At 48.2% G+C, this 16,851-nt stretch carries 14 protein-coding genes and 2 rRNA genes (1 of these 16 only partly in view); 3 read left to right on the forward strand and 13 right to left on the reverse strand.

What is annotated here, in order from left to right; all coding sequences use genetic code 11:
- Window positions 1–662 precede the first annotated feature (662 nt).
- Window positions 663–1,184, reverse strand: a complete 522-nt coding sequence (locus tag ACJJIY_RS04080; protein ID WP_444895764.1) for a macro domain-containing protein — start codon at window positions 1,182–1,184, stop codon at window positions 663–665.
- A gap of 178 nt (window positions 1,185–1,362) precedes the next feature.
- Between ACJJIY_RS04080 and ACJJIY_RS04085 the strand changes: the two genes are divergently transcribed.
- Entirely contained in the window at window positions 1,363–2,445 is a 1,083-nt protein-coding gene (locus ACJJIY_RS04085; protein ID WP_444895763.1) for a GGDEF domain-containing protein, read from the forward strand.
- Window positions 2,446–2,448: 3 nt separating this feature from the next.
- Here ACJJIY_RS04085 and ACJJIY_RS04090 read toward each other — a convergent pair whose 3' ends face one another.
- The 9 genes from ACJJIY_RS04090 to ACJJIY_RS04130 form a co-directional block, all read right to left on the reverse strand.
- Window positions 2,449–3,219, reverse strand: a complete 771-nt coding sequence (locus ACJJIY_RS04090) for a VIT1/CCC1 transporter family protein (RefSeq protein ID WP_445359158.1) — start codon at window positions 3,217–3,219, stop codon at window positions 2,449–2,451.
- An 11-nt stretch (window positions 3,220–3,230) separates the two neighbouring features.
- Window positions 3,231–3,713, reverse strand: a complete 483-nt coding sequence (locus ACJJIY_RS04095; RefSeq protein ID WP_445359159.1) for a GNAT family N-acetyltransferase — start codon at window positions 3,711–3,713, stop codon at window positions 3,231–3,233.
- A gap of 35 nt (window positions 3,714–3,748) precedes the next feature.
- Window positions 3,749–4,516: a hypothetical protein gene (locus tag ACJJIY_RS04100; protein WP_445359160.1), complete on the reverse strand. Its 768-nt coding sequence runs from the start codon at window positions 4,514–4,516 to the stop codon at window positions 3,749–3,751.
- A 13-nt stretch (window positions 4,517–4,529) separates the two neighbouring features.
- A complete protein-coding gene (locus tag ACJJIY_RS04105; protein WP_444918527.1) occupies window positions 4,530–5,111 on the reverse strand; it encodes a hypothetical protein in 582 nt (193 codons plus the stop codon).
- Between the two features lie 130 nt (window positions 5,112–5,241).
- Window positions 5,242–7,134 (reverse strand): DUF885 domain-containing protein, encoded by a 1,893-nt coding sequence (locus ACJJIY_RS04110; RefSeq protein WP_445359161.1) that lies wholly within the window; start codon window positions 7,132–7,134, stop codon window positions 5,242–5,244.
- Between the two features lie 188 nt (window positions 7,135–7,322).
- Complete coding sequence (locus ACJJIY_RS04115; protein WP_445359162.1) at window positions 7,323–8,144, reverse strand: mechanosensitive ion channel family protein; 822 nt, start codon at window positions 8,142–8,144, stop codon at window positions 7,323–7,325.
- A 31-nt stretch (window positions 8,145–8,175) separates the two neighbouring features.
- On the reverse strand, window positions 8,176–8,769 hold the full coding sequence (locus ACJJIY_RS04120; protein WP_445359163.1) for a DNA-3-methyladenine glycosylase I: 594 nt from the start codon (window positions 8,767–8,769) through the stop codon (window positions 8,176–8,178).
- Window positions 8,770–8,874: 105 nt separating this feature from the next.
- Window positions 8,875–9,864: an SDR family oxidoreductase gene (locus ACJJIY_RS04125; RefSeq protein WP_444926213.1), complete on the reverse strand. Its 990-nt coding sequence runs from the start codon at window positions 9,862–9,864 to the stop codon at window positions 8,875–8,877.
- A gap of 229 nt (window positions 9,865–10,093) precedes the next feature.
- Window positions 10,094–12,202, reverse strand: coding sequence for a prolyl oligopeptidase family serine peptidase (locus ACJJIY_RS04130; RefSeq protein WP_445359164.1), 2,109 nt, complete (start codon window positions 12,200–12,202; stop codon window positions 10,094–10,096).
- Between the two features lie 87 nt (window positions 12,203–12,289).
- On the opposite strand from ACJJIY_RS04130, the gene dtd reads away from it, so the two are divergent.
- Window positions 12,290–12,727, forward strand: coding sequence for a D-aminoacyl-tRNA deacylase (dtd, locus tag ACJJIY_RS04135; RefSeq protein WP_445359165.1), 438 nt, complete (start codon window positions 12,290–12,292; stop codon window positions 12,725–12,727).
- Between the two features lie 69 nt (window positions 12,728–12,796).
- Complete coding sequence (locus ACJJIY_RS04140; protein ID WP_445359166.1) at window positions 12,797–13,366, forward strand: GNAT family N-acetyltransferase; 570 nt, start codon at window positions 12,797–12,799, stop codon at window positions 13,364–13,366.
- Window positions 13,367–13,398: 32 nt separating this feature from the next.
- On the opposite strand, the gene ACJJIY_RS04145 is transcribed toward ACJJIY_RS04140, so the two are convergent.
- The 3 genes from ACJJIY_RS04145 to ACJJIY_RS04155 form a co-directional block, all read right to left on the reverse strand.
- Entirely contained in the window at window positions 13,399–14,391 is a 993-nt protein-coding gene (locus ACJJIY_RS04145; protein ID WP_445359167.1) for a YncE family protein, read from the reverse strand.
- Between the two features lie 802 nt (window positions 14,392–15,193).
- Window positions 15,194–15,309 (reverse strand): 5S ribosomal RNA (gene rrf / locus ACJJIY_RS04150).
- A 201-nt stretch (window positions 15,310–15,510) separates the two neighbouring features.
- A 23S ribosomal RNA gene (locus ACJJIY_RS04155) occupies window positions 15,511–16,851 on the reverse strand; it runs 1,541 nt beyond the window's last position.

Below are 16,851 nucleotides of genomic sequence, written 5' to 3' on the forward strand. Positions count from 1 at the left end.
CGCTGAGATACTAAAAATTTTAAATAAGAAGTAACTATAAGAGCCACTAATGAAAGTGGTAAGCAGAATGACAATCCAGTCCTACTTACAGTGAATAATAACGCGCTGGCTATTCATAGGCGGCATGGGAAACTGTAAAAAAGAGGATTTCTTTTTCATTTTAGGGGACACTCACCCCCGACACAAAGCACATCTATGCCCTATGCCTTCATAGATATTTTGTTCTTGTATGCAGACTTTGCAGTGGTCCATAGTTACTAAAAATTTTTAGGCTTAAAAAATACATATAAAAATAATGCATATTTATTAAGTTATTGACAACTATCTTTAGCGAATAGATGACTCATTACAACTAACGATTTCAATATTTAGTACGTTAGAACTAAATAGTTAGGTGGAGACATAGCACTTAATAATCAACGGAAGAGTTAGAAAAGACTGTATAGCACCTGAATAACTCTCAATTCATGAGATCAGAAGACGACTTGGTAAGTTATTGCTTGTTAGACTGACATGCCGTGGTTCGATCTGCCTGCACCGCAGAACTACTTTATATACGCCACATTAGGTTATTGAAGGAACCATTAACTGCATGGAATCAATAGTGCTTAACTAAATAATTAACACAATAGGCTGTATCCCATTCAATTACCCGTGACACATCAATTATGGCCATAAAAGCGCTGCTCAACTTTCTGCCACTGCGCCAATGCAGTTTGTGAGTGCAAACAAACTGTGAGTCTCTCGAACCTTGAGGCATAAGCGCGTAAAACGGCCAATCCCTGGTGTGCCGCAATCTCGTGAGGGAAGCGGTTAGTGCCAGCTCCCAATGCCGGAAACAGTATCGTTTTGCAGCCGCGCTCTATCGCCAACTCTAAAACACTTTCATAGCAGTGTCTCAACAGCACTATGGCCTGGCTCCCCCATTGATCGCCACTGCTCCACTGGGGCGTAACAGTATGCAATAAGTAATCGACCGGTAAATCATAGGCTCGAGTCACGCGAGCTTCACCAACTGGGCATGCTCTTTGATTGGCACATTGGGGGGTTAACCGAGTCCCGCACTGGGCATAAATCTGCGCTGAAAGCCCCCGCCCCCGAATAAGATGCTTGTGTGCCGGACACACCAGAGCATCTCCACGCATCGTCAAGATATCGCCAGAAGTCAGTTGAATTTGTGTCACGATTTCTCAGTTCTAAAGTTTGAGTTACTGATACTGTAGCTTGCTACTTTGGTCGGTGACAGATTCCCCCTATACTCACCATTGCTTCACTCCGGCAGTGGCTACCAGCATAGTTGTATGATGCAGGACGGTCCCGAGCAAGCGGAAGGTTGCAGTCGGTATAGCAACGGGAATGACTATGAGCTCAGGGTATAACAATCAAAACCCCGCGATATCCACCTCTATTGATGAAGTGCAGCGCATAGATCTGCGCAGACGGATATTGGCCTCCTCTTATATGCTGATATTCGCTATGGCTATCACCGGAGCCATGGCGATCATCGCCCTTACTGCAACTAATATCCTGCAGGCATCGACGCTTTTTATCGTCGCGGTGGTTATTTTATTTGCATATATCACTGTCAACATTATCGGTCCTACCGAGAAAACGCCATTATTGGTGGGAATTCTTTTATTGGCGCTGTATTTCTACTTACTAATGACTGGTGGTGTAAACAATACCGGATTGATGTGGGCAGTTATGCTGGTCCCCGGATTTATCAACCTTTACGGCTATAAAACCGGCACCACTGCACTGCTCGGCATAGGTCTCGCTACGGCAGCAATCCTGTTTTATCCGGATTTCCCAGGGCTCACGGCCAAATATGATACGGCCTATCGTGCGCGTTTTATTGCAGTATTTGGTGCACTCACGGCTCTAACTGCATTACTTGACAGTAGCCGTCACCAAACTCAACAGCTCCTCCAGCGATTAACAGGTGAATTGGAGACCTATGCTGCCACGGACACATTGACCGGATTAGCGAATCGCAGAGAAGCATTTCGCGCCATTCATGAATTAGAGCGTCGGAATGATGAGCTGAAAGATCAATATGTCATCCTTATCGGAGACTTAGATAACTTCAAGACGATCAACGATACCTATGGGCACTCCTTTGGCGACCGCGTATTACAAGATGTTGCCAAGATACTGAAAAGTAACACCCGATCTGAGGATATTGTGGCGCGCTGGGGCGGCGAAGAATTTTTATTGCTATTGCCGAATACTGACTTGAAAGGCGGCAGTGTCCTTGCAGAAAAACTTCGTCGCAGAGTATCCACCCTCAGTCGCCGCTATACACGCCCGGTAAAAATCTCAATCAGTCTCGGAGTCGTCGAAGGCAGCACCAATGGCAAGCCACTCAATCAGCTATTGGCCGAAGCAGATAAACGTATGTATCGAGCCAAGAATGGCGGGCGCAACAAAGTGGTAGCCGCATAAATATTAAGTCACCAAGTGGCGCAGTAGATAGCCAACGGCGAGTGCCAGGGCCGCTGCGCTACTGCCAAAAAACAGAGTTTTTAAGCCCGCCACCAGCAGGTGGTGGGAAAACACCAATCCTTTGCACAAGCCAATAGCAAAAAAAGCGCAGACCGAAAGAACGGCGCTCGCATAAAATTGTTCGGCGGGATTAAGGCTGTGGAAAAGGTAGGGCAACAGGGGAATAGCACCTACACACAAAAAAGCGGTGAAGGTTATCAGTGCCGCCCCCAGAGGCTTATGCTCTAAGCGGCTTATACCGTACTCTTCCGCCAGCATTGTCTCTATCCACAGCTTTTGATTCGCGGTGATAGTGGCAACAATATTATCGAGAACTTCACCTCGAAATCCCTTTCGATAGAAAATCTGCCTGATCTCTTCCCGCTCTCCCTCGGGAATTAAAGCAATATGCTGACGCTCTGTACGCATAGCCGCGGCTCGTTGCTCACGCTCCACACTGGCAGCTTCATAATTGCTTACCGCCATGCTGAAACCATCAGCGATAAGGTTGGCAAAGCCCATCACGAGCACAACCGCTTCGGAGAAGCCTGCACCAAAAGCGCCTGCAACAATGGCAAAGGTAGTTACGCAGCCATCTATCGCTCCCAAAACAAAATCAGAGAGCCACTGTGACTGTGGACGACTTCGCAAGCGCGCCTCAATACGCTCCGGTCGATGCTCCTCAATTAGCGCTTCCCGGCTTTCCTGTTGGTGTTTTGGGGTTTGCCGGTCCATAACCAGGCGAGCTACTGTAAAAACCGCTGCATAACATAAGCATCTTGCAACCTTCCCAAAGGGTCGGTAAATGCTCTATCTAGCGTTTTGATAATAGTGAAGCCCAGCTCGGTATAAAGGGTAATTGCGGATTCATTGTCGCTGGGAACGTAGTTGAACTGCATTTCCAAATAGCCGGCGTCCTGGGCTCTGGCGATTGCATGCTGGACCAGTGCACGATCTACACCGCGATCGCGCACATCCGTGTGCACGAGAAAGTTGGCTGTCGCGACATGGCTATGAATACCAGGGAAATTAACCCCTAATTTATACACCCCCAGCAGGTGAGGTAACTCTTCGGCAACATAAGTCTGTAAGTCGTCATTAAGCCATTGAGCAGAAAACACTTCTCGACGGATCTTATGCGAGAAAGGCAGATCCCCTCTGATTCGCACAACACTAAAGAGGCTCCACATGCCTTCGAGGTCACTCTCTTTAGCCTGCCGAATATCCATAGAAATCCATATCTCAGACGGCTTGCCGCACTTGCCTAGCGCACAATGAAGCTCCCCCGATCCACACCGGTATTTCCAGTCTTGGGATCATAGGCATATAGCACAATTTCATAAACACCTGGCAAATCCGTCGCAAAGGGCGCACTAAAGGTATTCATAGTCTCCTGTATCTCTAGCGGCACTCGAGCAAATGATTTGCCATCTCTTTTAACCAATGCCACAACTTCTATCTTACTGCCATCCCAAAGCCCACCATCGGTAAGTGAACATCCGCACATCATTACCACATTAGCGCGAATCTCAAAGGGACTCTGGTCCAAGCCTGTATAGAGATGGGTCTGTGGGCTGAGTAAATCTACCAACATTCCCGGAATTTCCACAATCAGCCCATCACCAGAAATAGGCCTTCCCGGAACCAGCCATGTCTGTGTCTGCGCCACCACTCGGGCCTGTTTTTTGATATACGGCGCAAGAACTTCCACCGTCAGAAACACCGGCTCACTGATATTCAGTGTAGCGGTAAAATGTGCAGCGCCATCGGCGATAGATTGGAACCTCTCTCGGGGCGTTTTCATAATTCTGGTGGTGTCACCGGTGCTCCCTTGGGTAAGCCCCTTGGCAAGAATTTCCCCAGAATCTGCATCGCGAATAATAACCATGGCACCACCGATGGAGGAGCCAATAAACTTGGCATCCATGGCCTTGGCGCGCACGGTAATTTCAGTGGGTGTTGGCTCCGCCCATAAAGCGGAAGGAAACAGTTGTAATAGCAGAGCTACGATAATAAATCCTGAACGTCTCATAGATACTCCTCTCTTATACATTGCCCAGCAGATAATAAGCCCCAAAAATACCCACTCCCCAAAACACAGCCCCTACAGCCAACCAAACAAAATTCCAGGGAGTAAATCTCGAGTTAGCCTGTCCTGAAATATCTCCATTAACCATATTGGCAGCTTTCTGTCCCTCGTAAAGTGGCCACAATGTAAAGGGTAAGAGGAGTATGCTTACTATATCGATCAATGAAATTACATCGGAGTAATAGGAAATCCTGTCGACAATAGCCCCGGCAATCGCAAAAACCACATATAACGTAGCCCAAAGTGCCGGCACCCAGCGGTAATCCACCTTATCAATCTCGATACGGCTTTGAATCCTGGAAAAAAGGGAGTGAGTAAAAAAGATAGAGAATATCGCCCGCATAACCGGCCACATATTCTCTCCACTAGCACGCTGATATTCTGCCCAATGACGGTAAAACCAATAAACTGAATAGATACCCACTGTACCTAGGCTCATTACCCAGAATTTGGTTGGTGAAACTATATAAAACTGCGCTTCATCTTCTGAAACAGTATCTAATTCAGCCTCTGGGGCAGAGTAAATATTTGAATCCATTGGGACTTTTCCATAAACAAGTATTTTAGGGAAAACCAGCTTTCCTCTATACACAGACGATATTCACAGAAATAAGCCCAATAAAAAAGCCGGGCTATGCCCGGCTTTTTAAAAGAGTCAGCTAAAAAGCTTATGATTGCTTCACTGATTCCACCCAAGAGGCTACGCGGCTCTCCAATACGGGCACTGGCAAAGCACCGCCACCCAGTACAGTATCGTGGAATCCGCGAATATCGAATTTATCACCCAACTGATCTTCAGCCTGCTTACGCAGCTCCTGAATCTTCAGCATACCGATCTTGTAAGCGGTTGCCTGGCCCGGCCACGCCAGGTAACGACGCACTTCGGAACGTACTGCAGTCTCGGGGATTGCAGAGTTTTGCAGGAAGTACTCCACCGCTTGCTCTTCACTCCAGCCTTTGGCGTGCAGGCCGGTATCAACAACAAGGCGAATGGCTCGCCACATTTCAGCCGTCAGGTGGCCAAACAGGTTATAGGGATCTTCGAAGGCCCCCATTTCTTTAGCAAGCTTCTCAGAGTACAGCGCCCAGCCCTCTACATAGACAGTAAAGTGAGCCTGAGTGCGGAACTGCGGGATACCTTCCAATTCCTGAGCAATTGAGATCTGCATATGGTGACCGGGGTTGCCTTCGTGGTAGGCCACAGTTTCCATATCAGTCGTGGAATAGGCACTCATATCGGACAGGTGCGCATAGTAAATACCCGGGCGGGAACCGTCGGGAGTGCCGGGGTAGTAATGCTGGGCACCGCCATCCTGCTCGCGGAAGGACTCAACCCGCTTTACGACCAACTCAGCTTTCGGCAGAAGGCCAAAGTATTCCGGCAATTTCTTGGTAATGTTGTCCAGGAACGCGGTTGAGTCATCCAGGTAGCCCTGGCGACCTTCATCGGTATTCGGATAGTAGAATTGACCATCTTCGCGAATAAACTTGAAGAAGTCCTGCAGGCTACCTTCGAAACCAACCTGCTTCTTGATAGTTTCCATCTCACCACGGATACGCGCCACTTCTTCCAGGCCGATATTGTGGATCTGGTCGGCAGTCAGGTCCGTAGTTGTGGTGTTGGCCAGGCGCTGATTGTAGTAGGCCATACCATTGGGCAGGCTACTAGCACCTTGAGGCTCTGCTGAGGCCTTCTGCATATCCGCTTTGAGCCAGGTAACCAGCCCTTGATATGCGGGGAAGAACTCAGTCTCTAATGCCTTGCGCGCTTCCGCAGTCAGCTTGTCTGCCTGCTTCTGATCAATAGTACCGGCTTCGAGCAGCTCAGCGATTTTCCCTTTGGCACCGGCCCACAGAGGCGCGTCTTCACCATCGGTAAACGGCGCGCCTTCAATCAATTTACTGGACTGATCAATCGCACCCTCATAGGCAAAGCGCGGGGGGCGGATACCTTCTTTGGACGACAGCTTGGCGCGGTCAAGCAACTGGTTGATCGCGCGGGAGATACCACCGATACGGGTGATATACGCCTGCATATCTTCAACGTTGTCGACCTTGTGGAAGTTCAGCAGGAAGTTGGGCAACTGCGATTGTGCACCTCCCATCTGCTCAAAGATGTAGCCGTGACGGATAAACGGCGCAGCGGCCTTGGCCTGTTCAAACTGATAAATCCAGATATCGTAGGAGGTTTTCCCTTCCTGGGTCAGCTTGCTGTAGTCGAAATTCTTCTTGAGCTCTTCAACACTTTTCTCTTGCCAAACCAAGCGGCGAGCCTCTGCGGCTTCACTCATATCGTCGATTTGGTCGTAGTGGTCTTTGCGACCCAGGTAGGACAGCTGAATCGGACTGAACTGCAGCTGTTCCTCATAACGCTCATCCAGCCACTCAGTCAGGCGCTTGGTTTCGGCAACCGCATCTACAGTTACTGAGGCCTCGGCAACCGCATTTTGGGGCTTATCTGCGTTGGCTACAGTCTGGGTACTCTTGTCACCCTGACAGCCCGCAAGGATAGCGACAGCCAGCAGGCTGGGGATCAGTGGGTTGTTCAGCTTTATCGGCATCTTCCTATCTCGATCAAAAGTTGTACAAAAAAACGCCGCTAACTTTGACACGAATTCGGTGAGGTGTCGATTCATGCCCCCCAGAACGCCATATGTTTGCGTTGAGTTGAGGCAAATCGGAGATTTTGGACTAGGTGGGCCCAATACCTGGAGCAAGATATTGCCACAAGTGACCCTGTGGTAATGGACTAACGCCGGCTTGTGACCCGGTCCACGATATGTAGCTCTCGCTGGGGAAAGGGTACCGTCAAGCCTTCTGCCTCCAGTGCAGGCTTAAGCTTTTGCATCAGGGACCAGTAAACATCCCAGTACTGGTCATTGGCAGCCCAGGCCCGCAACTGTAAATTGACCGCGCTGTCAGCAAGCGCCTTAACAGCGAAACTTGGCTCTGGCTCAGCGAGAATACGGGGTTCCTGTTCTACCAGGCGACGTAATACTGTTAGGCCGCGATCAATGTCATCGCCATAGGCGATACTCGCCACAATCTCGATACGGCGAGTCTTATTGCGGCTAAAGTTGGTGAGCACTTGCCCCCAGATAGCACTGTTGGGTGCGGTAATACGCAGCCCATCCGTGGTATCCAGCTCCGTAGTAAACAGCCCCACCTCGCGAACGGTGCCCATTATGGTACCGAACTGAATCACATCCCCAACGCGGAACGGCCGCAATCCCAGCAATAGGAACCCCGAAGCAATATTTTGCAGGGTATCTTTCAATGCTAAGGCTACTGCCACACCAGTAGCGCCGAGTAGAGCAATTAAGCTGGTAGTGTTAATACCAAATACATCCAATACCAGCAGTGCGCCAACAATATAAACCGCCCAGCTCGAAATACTGCGCATTACCGGGCGCAAGGTAACATCAAACCGGTCCGGCAGACGATCAACCGCTCGGCGAGCAAGATGGGCCACAAACAGCGTCACCAAAACTACCAGTAGTGCGGCCGCCAACTTTAGGGATAATGCAGTTACTTGGGGCCAATACTCATTGAGTAAGCTATTAATATTCATCGATCCCCAAAAATAAATCTCTATTTTAAATTCAAGCCAAACCTAAATTCTGTGCATCATCGACACAACGCTGATGAGCCGGACAAGTTTCCAAGTGATCATTGACCATTCCAGTTGCCTGCATATGTGCGTACATAATGGTTGATCCCACAAAACTAAAACCCGCTTTCTTTAACGCCTTACTCATCGCATCAGATTCTGCTGTAGTGGCCGGCACCTGCTTCATGGAGCGGGGGCGATTAACAATCACTCTTCCATCGGTGAACTGCCAGAGAAACTCCTTTAAGGATATACCGCGATCGCGCAACTCGAGGGTTGCCCGTGCATTCTTGATGGCCGATTCAACCTTGAGCCGGTTGCGAATAATTCCCGGGTTGAGAAGTAATTTCTCTACCTTTTTAGGGGTGTACCGAGCAATTTTTTCAGCATCGAAATTATTAAACAGTTTACGATAATTCTCCCGCTTATTGAGCACTGTAATCCAGGATAAGCCCGCCTGGGCCCCCTCCAGCAACAAAAACTCAAACAGGATCTGGTCATCGGTAACCGGCCTACCCCACTCCTCATCATGGTAATTTTGATAAAGTGGTGTAGACAGGCACCAGTCACAGCGCTTTTCCGCCATCATTACTTCCTTTTTATGATTAGCTTGCGCCGGAGAAAAAGTAATACTGAATAAGCTGTAAAACCAAAAGCAAGGCAACTAACCCAAAAATAATATTATTACGATTCACTTCGACTCCAACAAATTGTTCTGTACTAACCAATCGCGACATTCGCATAACATAGTATCCAAAGCCACCCCCGATTGATAACCGAGTTCACGTTCAGCCTTAGCACTACTAGCAACGACTCTCCGCGTTACCAACGTGGCCTTTTCAGGAGTAATAACCGGCTCTTGCCCACTCACACGAGACCAGAGATCGGAAAACCAGGCGATAGATTGAATTAGAAATGCCGGTGTGGTGCGTTTTGGTACAGGTTTATGCAATAACTCAGCGATCTTTCCAAAAAATTCTAAAAAACTGGCATCCGTTCCGGCCAAGATATAATTTTCACCACACCGCCCCTTTTCAACCGCATCGATGTGGGCTCGCGCTACTGCACCGGCATGGCAAAAAGAACCCCAGCCCGGTGGAACACCTGGTAATTGATTTTTATCAATCAGAAAAAAGGTCTGCGCCCAGCTGGTGGTGTCGTATTTACCAACAATTGCACAAGGGTTTAGAAATACCGCATCCAGGCCCCGTTCAACTTCCTTGCGAACGGCAATTTCCTCTCTTTTTTTCGTGTACAGATAGTGATGATGAGGGTCATCTGCCAGCTTATCACTTTCTTCAGTAATTCTTTCCTTATGGTAGCCATAAGCAGAAATTGAGCTGGTCACCACCATACGCCTTACATTTTTCTCTCTGGCAACTTTGGCAATATTCGCTGCCCCCTCAACATTATCTTTCCACTGCTGGGCATTACCGCCACGCCACATACTGGTATTAGCCGCCATATGGAAAAGCGCATCGACATTATTTGGGATTGCAGCTTGAAGGGACTGAGGGTCATTCAGAGAGGCCTCAACCAGATTAACGCCCAGAGAGCGCAACATATCGGTATTAGAGGTGCGCCGATGCATGGCGGTAACTTTCCATCCATCACCAACCAATTGCTCTACCAAATTAGCGCCGAGAAAACCGGTTCCCCCGGTTACAAATGCGTGTTTCATAAATCCACCGGATGAGTTGTTATCGTTATTCATACCCAGTGATTAGCTCTATCGAAGCCACCTCCTTCCGGAAGGGCAGACCGGTTGGTGATACCACCACTCCGACAGAGTGGGCGGCACACTAACTTCATTAGTGACACCGCCGCAAAACTAAACCCCTTTGCAATCGTCCTACCGGGAGTTTTATTGATTGATCCCGCTATTACTTTTGTTGGGTTAGTTGGAAAGGCTACTCGATTTTCATGCCCAGCTGGTAGGCAAGGAAGCTCCACTGATTGGCGAAGTCTTCCACCTGCATCCATACCGGCTTGCCTGCACCGTGCCCAGCCCGAGTCTCTACGGCAAGCCAGACTGGTTTGTCACAGCCCTGATCTTTTTGTAGGGCTGCCGCAAATTTGTAGCTGTGCCAGGGAACCACTCGATCATCGCGATCGGCAGTGGTGATTAGCGTGGCCGGATAGCAGGTGCCCTCACGGGTGTTGTGGACCGGAGAATAGGCATGCAGCGCTTTGAACTCATCGCGATTTTCACTAAGCCCATAATCGCTCGACCACTGCCGGGCATTAGCGGAAGCGGTATGATATCGCAGCATATCCAGGACACCGACTACCGGTAATGCCGCCGCAAACAAATCCGGTCGTTGTACCAGCGTTGCCCCCGCCAATAGTCCACCATTGGAGCGACCACTAATAGCAAGCTTTTCAGGAGAAGTGACTTTCTCCTCGATCAGCCACTCAGCTGCAGCGATAAAATCATCGAAGACATTTTGCTTTTGCGTCTTGGTACCCGCCTGGTGCCAAGCATTGCCGTACTCGCTACCACCGCGCAAGTTGGCCAGTGCCAGGGTGCCGCCCATATCCAACCAACCGACAAAGCGGTTGTAGAAGCGCGGTAACTGAGCGGAGTTAAAACCACCATATCCATAAAGCAGCGTCGGGTTGGAGCCATCTCGCTTCATTCCCTTCTTATGCACGAGGAATAGAGGCACCCGGGTACCGTCCTTACTCTTATAGAAATGCTGACTCACAGTCAGATCGGAAAAGTCTGCTGCATATTTTGGCTGCTTGAACAGTTTGGTTTCACCAGTCAGTACATTCAGGTGGTAGATACTCGGCGGGGTAATAAAATTAGAGAAAGCGTAGAAGGTCTCAACTTCATTCGGCTCACCATAAAACCCCTTCACTGAGCCCACCCCTGGCAGCTTCAGCTCGTACTGTTTCTTACCGTTAGTATCGGTCACCAGCACTCGCGATTTCGCATCCTCCAGGTAGTGAAGCACAAAGCGATCACCGATATAACTGGCACTCTGCAGGGCACTAGTCGTCTCCGGCACCAGATCGCGCCAGTGTTTGCGTTGCGGCTTATTCAGATCAATAGCGATTACACGGCCCAGCGGCGCCCCCGCACTGGTCTCAAAGTAAAAGGTGCTCCCTTTATTTCCGAGGTACTGGTATAGGCCATCCCAGTCATCCAGAAGCTTAATTACCTTGCCGCTTTCATCCCGTAAATCGCGATAGTAAAAGCCGTTCGAGTCATAGCCGTCGAAGATGCCAAACAGGAGATAGTTGCCATCGTCACTCACCGTCGCGCCTGGATTGCGGGTGGGATGATCAGTAATTTCATAGACCAGTTGATCACTTTCCTGGGCATCTCCCAGTCGGTGAAAATATACGGCTACCTGTTTGCTATCATCCGCCGTGCCATCTCTGTTAAACGGGTACCGGCTATAGTAAAAACCGGACTCATCCGGCGCCCAACTGGCATCACTAAACTTGATACCGGTCAGTTGTTCCTTCAGATCCTTGCCTGTCTTTAGGTCGCGAATACGATAGTCGGTCCAGTCAGTGCCACCATCCGAGATACCGTAAGCCAGATAGCGGCCCTTTGGACTGACTTTGAGGCGCTTGGCAGCAATAGTGCCATCTTCACTTAGGGTGCGTGGATCTAAAACCGTATCGCCCTCAGCAGACAGGCTAGAGGCCTTATAGAAAACATTCTGATCCCAATCACCGGTGTTGTAGCTGTAGTAATAGCTATCGCCCTTCTTGTACGGAACACCGTAGCGCTCGTAGCGCCATAGTTCTGCAAGCCGGTCATTGATTTTCTGCCACCCGGGCAGGTCCTTCAAACGCGGTAATGAATGATCATTCTGTTTGGCCACCCAACTCTTTACCTCATCGCTGGACATTTTTTCCATCCAGCGATAGGGGTCAGCCACCTTTTGACCAAAATATTCATCAATTTGAGCACCCGGTTTACTATCCGGATAGCTATCAGCTGCGTGAACACTCACCGCAGCAAGTGCACCGGCAACCAGTGCCACTAGCTGTCTCTTCATACCGTTATTCTCGGTTTCTCTACTGGGAACAGTCCGCTAATCTAGGCGATTTAGACGATCGGTTCCAGAGCAGCAGAGAGAAGTGAGATGAAAGGATTGATCCAAAGGGTAAGCCATGCCCAGGTTAATGTAGCGGGAGAGGCCGTTGGGGCCATAGATAAGGGTATCCTCCTGCTGCTAGGTATCGAAGCCCAGGACACTACCGATAGTGCAGATAAGCTGCTGCACAAAGTCCTGAATTACCGTATTTTTCCCGATGGTAAAGGGCGTATGAATCTCAACCTCAAAAAGGCGGGAGGTGGGCTCCTGATTGTCAGTCAGTTCACACTAGTTGCCGAAACTGATAGAGGTTTACGCCCGAGCTTTAGTCGCGGCGCATCACCAGAATACGCGGAGGAGCTCTACAACTATTTCGTTAAAAGTTCCAAAGCCCAATTTACGCCAGTGGCCACTGGAATATTTGCAGCGGATATGCAGGTTTCACTAGTCAATGACGGCCCGGTAACTTTTATGCTGGAAACCTAGAGACCTTCCACAGGCTCTTTCTGTTGTTTCACCTAATCAGGAAAACTCTACCAGTTAGTTAGGTTGCTAATGACTAAAAATATCGCTAAAAAATGGAGAGGCAAAAGGATGACTAAAAAGCCTATAGTAGTAAACAGTGATATCAAACTCGATCCACTTTTGGATAGTGACACAGAAATCATCTTTGCCTTAATTGAAAATAACAGACCACTGCTAGAGAAATATCTCTATTGGGCAAAGCTTGTTATCGACCTCCCGACCACTGAAAAATATATTACCGATAGAATATTCAGTAATAGCTTCGGAGCATCCTGGTACAAGATCCACTATTCAGGCAAGGTAGTCGGGATCTTTGGTATCAAGGAAATTGATCTTAAAAAACAAAATGCAGAAATAGGATATTGGCTATGTAAAAGCTGCCACGGCAATGGAATCGTGACTCGAATCGTAAATAGAATATCTAGCTACTTGAAAGATCTGCACGATATTCAAGCGTTGAAAATTCAATGCTTATCTGAAAATAGTGCCAGCATAGCCGTAGCAGAACGCGTAGGTGGAGTGCATAGTGAAACTATTCCAAATTATTATTCGATTGATGGAATATTTCAGGACTTAAAAATCTACACAGTTCCTACCTGATTCATTATTTTAACAGTGGAGTGCAGGAATATTTATTGCTGAATATTTACTGGGCTCCACTCAATACCATCTGACCCTTGTCCCGCATTAAATATACGCTTAACTTTCCAAGTTGCGGTATCTATTTCAACAACTTTTCCGTCTCTCTGAGAACCGGCAAACAAAAACTTTCCGTCCGGAGAGAAAAATAGCGATGCTGGCTGTCTGGCCCCTGCGCTGCCGACATCAATCTCATGTAACTGTTTACGGGTCTTGGCGTCATACACGAGTATACGATTACCATTTAAGTCTGCTACAGCTACCACTTCGCCTTCGGGGTGAAACCTGATTCGGATAGGCAGAAAACCAACATCTATCGTTTCTTTTTGCTTTAACGTTTCAGTATCGAAAATAAAGATGTTTTCTGACTGATTATTTCCTATCCATAGCTCGCTATTATCGGGGCTTACCCACACCGCCTCCGGCCCATCCCCTGCCGGTATTGTAGATTTCAACTCCATAGTCTCTGTATCAATTACACTAAACGTATCCGACCCCCGGTTAGTAACGTAGGCGGTCTTCAGATCAGGGGATAGTGCAAGCATATGGCTACCTACTTGATCAGTACGGGCAACACCCAATACTTTTCCTTCAGTCACATCCACCTTTATCACGTCGCTGGTTTCTTCTGTTGTAACAATCACATTATTGCTATCGCCCAGCCAAGCGATACCGTGAGGGCCTTTGTGCGGACTGATATCAATTCTTTTCAGGCGCTTACCGCTCGCGATATCGAATACATTCAGCTCTTCTCCCACGTAGCCATCTTCAAGGTAAGAAACTACCACCACTTTAGATTTATCCGGCGACACTATTAATTCATGGGGCGAACCTCCAGTTTCCGGTTTCTTAACCTCTTGGCCGGAAGCTAGGTCAATAAAACTCACTGTGCCCTCATATTTATTTCCTACTACCAACGTCTGCGCCCTTAGCGATCCAGCGGCTAAAAGTACTAATGACATGGAAATTAAAAGTAGAACTCTCATTAGCAAGCCTCCCGGAGGAATTTGTCGTTAATAGAATGCTTCCTTAACAGCATACCCCAGCGAGCTTTTTAGAACTGCAAAGTCAGTCCTGGTTATCCACTGCAACACTGGATAATAGATCGTAAAAATGGAACTTTTTAGATGTTTTCTTCATTACAGGGATGTTACTAACAGAATTCTTGGATAGTACTGTGCATAACTTTTGGATAGAGGTCTGGAAGCCTTTAATTTCGTGCAATGAAATAATTCGATTAAAAAACCAACGGAAAAAGTGTCAGGTTATCCACTAAAAGTAGGATCAGAACGTTACTAACAGAAAGTCTGGATAGAGTTGTGCATAACTTTAATAAACGGGCTACAGGCCCCGTGGTTACAGGGGATTACTGCAGAGACTAAAAAATCACCGATATTTTTATGGGCTAATTTTAATTTTTGGCGGGAGTGGTATGGGTACTTTTCTGGTATTTACGAGGGTTATTTTTGTTGGATTATTTTTTGAGTGAACGCAAAGGCGTTTGCTACGGAGGTCGGTAAAGACCTATTTTTATAGGCTTTTTAGGAGAGCGTCTGTTTAAGGTACTCAGGTAATTTTAGCTTTTTCTTTTTTATTTACTGACTGACTTTTTAAGAGAAAGTGGAGCATTAAAGTTTTTCAGAATTACTTTTATTTTTTCTATTTAATTTTTACTAAGTATTTTCTACTTTCTCTCTCTTATTTTTTTAGCTTTTGTTTTTGTTTTTTTAAATATTTTCAGCCATAAAAAAAGGGCCACCCTATTGGGTGGCCCTTTTCGGATTAGAAGCCTGACGATGACCTACTCTCACATGGGGAAGCCCCACACTACCATCGGCGATGTTGCGTTTCACTTCTGAGTTCGGCAAGGGATCAGGTGGTTCCACAACTCTATTGTCGTCAGGCAAACTGGCTTGGGTTGGCATTGGTCTTATAAGCAAAGTGCTTGGCCTGCCGTGTTATCGCTGTTTGCCTTGGTCATTATTGACCGGCGATAACCCCAAATAAGTCGGTAAAACAATCTGTAGTAATACACCGCAAGGGATCGTATGTCTCTAACTCACAATCCGCTAGCTTAGCTAGTCGTTAGTAACCATCTCTGTTGTATGGTCAAGCCGCACGGGCAATTAGTACTGGTTAGCTCAACGCCTCACAACGCTTCCACACCCAGCCTATCAACGTGGTAGTCTTCCACGGCCCTTCAGGAGGCTCAAGGCCTCAGGGAGATCTTATCTTGAAGGAGGCTTCCCGCTTAGATGCTTTCAGCGGTTATCCCGTCCGAACATAGCTACCCGGCAATGCCACTGGCGTGACAACCGGAACACCAGAGGTTCGTTCACTCCGGTCCTCTCGTACTAGGAGCAACTCTTCTCAAATCTCCAACGCCCACGGCAGATAGGGACCGAACTGTCTCACGACGTTCTAAACCCAGCTCGCGTACCACTTTAAATGGCGAACAGCCATACCCTTGGGACCGGCTTCAGCCCCAGGATGTGATGAGCCGACATCGAGGTGCCAAACACCGCCGTCGATGTGAACTCTTGGGCGGTATCAGCCTGTTATCCCCGGAGTACCTTTTATCCGTTGAGCGATGGCCCTTCCATACAGAACCACCGGATCACTATGACCTACTTTCGTACCTGCTCGACATGTCTGTCTCGCAGTCAAGCGCACTTATACCATTATGCTCATTGCATGATTTCCGACCATGCTGAGTGCACCTTCGTACTCCTCCGTTACTCTTTGGGAGGAGACCGCCCCAGTCAAACTACCCACCATACACTGTCCTCGATCCGGATAACGGACCAGAGTTAGAACCTCAAACATACCAGGGTGGTATTTCAAGGACGGCTCCACAACAACTAGCGTCGCTGCTTCAAAGCCTCCCACCTATCCTACACAAATAGGCTCAAAGTTCAGTGCAAAGCTGTAGTAAAGGTTCACGGGGTCTTTCCGTCTAGCCGCGGGTACACTGCATCTTAACAGCGATTTCAATTTCACTGAGTCTCTGGTGGAGACAGCGTGGCCATCGTTACGCCATTCGTGCAGGTCGGAACTTACCCGACAAGGAATTTCGCTACCTTAGGACCGTTATAGTTACGGCCGCCGTTTACCGGGGCTTCGATCAAGAGCTTCGCCGAAGCTAACCCCATCAATTAACCTTCCGGCACCGGGCAGGCGTCACACCCTATACGTCCTCTTACGAGTTTGCAGAGTGCTATGTTTTTAATAAACAGTCGCAGCCACCTGGTCACTTCGACCGGCCTCAGCTTAGGGAGCAAGTCCCATCACCAAAACCGGCGTACCTTCTCCCGAAGTTACGGTACCATTTTGCCTAGTTCCTTCACCAGAGTTCTCTCAAGCGCCTTGGTATTCTCTACCTGACCACCTGTGTCGGTTTAGAGTACGATTCACTATTACCTGAAGCTTAGAAGTTTTTCCTGGAA

This window comes from Microbulbifer maximicatervae (SeqCode), from assembly GCF_052468155.1.

What these genes read in the sequence shown, in the direction of transcription:
- ACJJIY_RS04085 (WP_444895763.1), top strand. Translation starts at nt 1,363, where the DNA reads ATGAGCTCAGGGTATAACAATCAAAACCCCGCGATATCCACCTCTATT.
- ACJJIY_RS04090 (WP_445359158.1), bottom strand. Translation starts at nt 3,219, where the DNA reads ATGGACCGGCAAACCCCAAAACACCAACAGGAAAGCCGGGAAGCGCTA.
- ACJJIY_RS04095 (WP_445359159.1), bottom strand. Translation starts at nt 3,713, where the DNA reads ATGGATATTCGGCAGGCTAAAGAGAGTGACCTCGAAGGCATGTGGAGC.
- ACJJIY_RS04100 (WP_445359160.1), bottom strand. Translation starts at nt 4,516, where the DNA reads ATGAGACGTTCAGGATTTATTATCGTAGCTCTGCTATTACAACTGTTT.
- ACJJIY_RS04105 (WP_444918527.1), bottom strand. Translation starts at nt 5,111, where the DNA reads ATGGATTCAAATATTTACTCTGCCCCAGAGGCTGAATTAGATACTGTT.
- ACJJIY_RS04110 (WP_445359161.1), bottom strand. Translation starts at nt 7,134, where the DNA reads ATGCCGATAAAGCTGAACAACCCACTGATCCCCAGCCTGCTGGCTGTC.
- ACJJIY_RS04115 (WP_445359162.1), bottom strand. Translation starts at nt 8,144, where the DNA reads ATGAATATTAATAGCTTACTCAATGAGTATTGGCCCCAAGTAACTGCA.
- ACJJIY_RS04120 (WP_445359163.1), bottom strand. Translation starts at nt 8,769, where the DNA reads ATGGCGGAAAAGCGCTGTGACTGGTGCCTGTCTACACCACTTTATCAA.
- ACJJIY_RS04125 (WP_444926213.1), bottom strand. Translation starts at nt 9,864, where the DNA reads ATGAAACACGCATTTGTAACCGGGGGAACCGGTTTTCTCGGCGCTAAT.
- ACJJIY_RS04130 (WP_445359164.1), bottom strand. Translation starts at nt 12,202, where the DNA reads ATGAAGAGACAGCTAGTGGCACTGGTTGCCGGTGCACTTGCTGCGGTG.
- dtd (WP_445359165.1), top strand. Translation starts at nt 12,290, where the DNA reads ATGAAAGGATTGATCCAAAGGGTAAGCCATGCCCAGGTTAATGTAGCG.
- ACJJIY_RS04140 (WP_445359166.1), top strand. Translation starts at nt 12,797, where the DNA reads ATGACTAAAAATATCGCTAAAAAATGGAGAGGCAAAAGGATGACTAAA.
- ACJJIY_RS04145 (WP_445359167.1), bottom strand. Translation starts at nt 14,391, where the DNA reads ATGAGAGTTCTACTTTTAATTTCCATGTCATTAGTACTTTTAGCCGCT.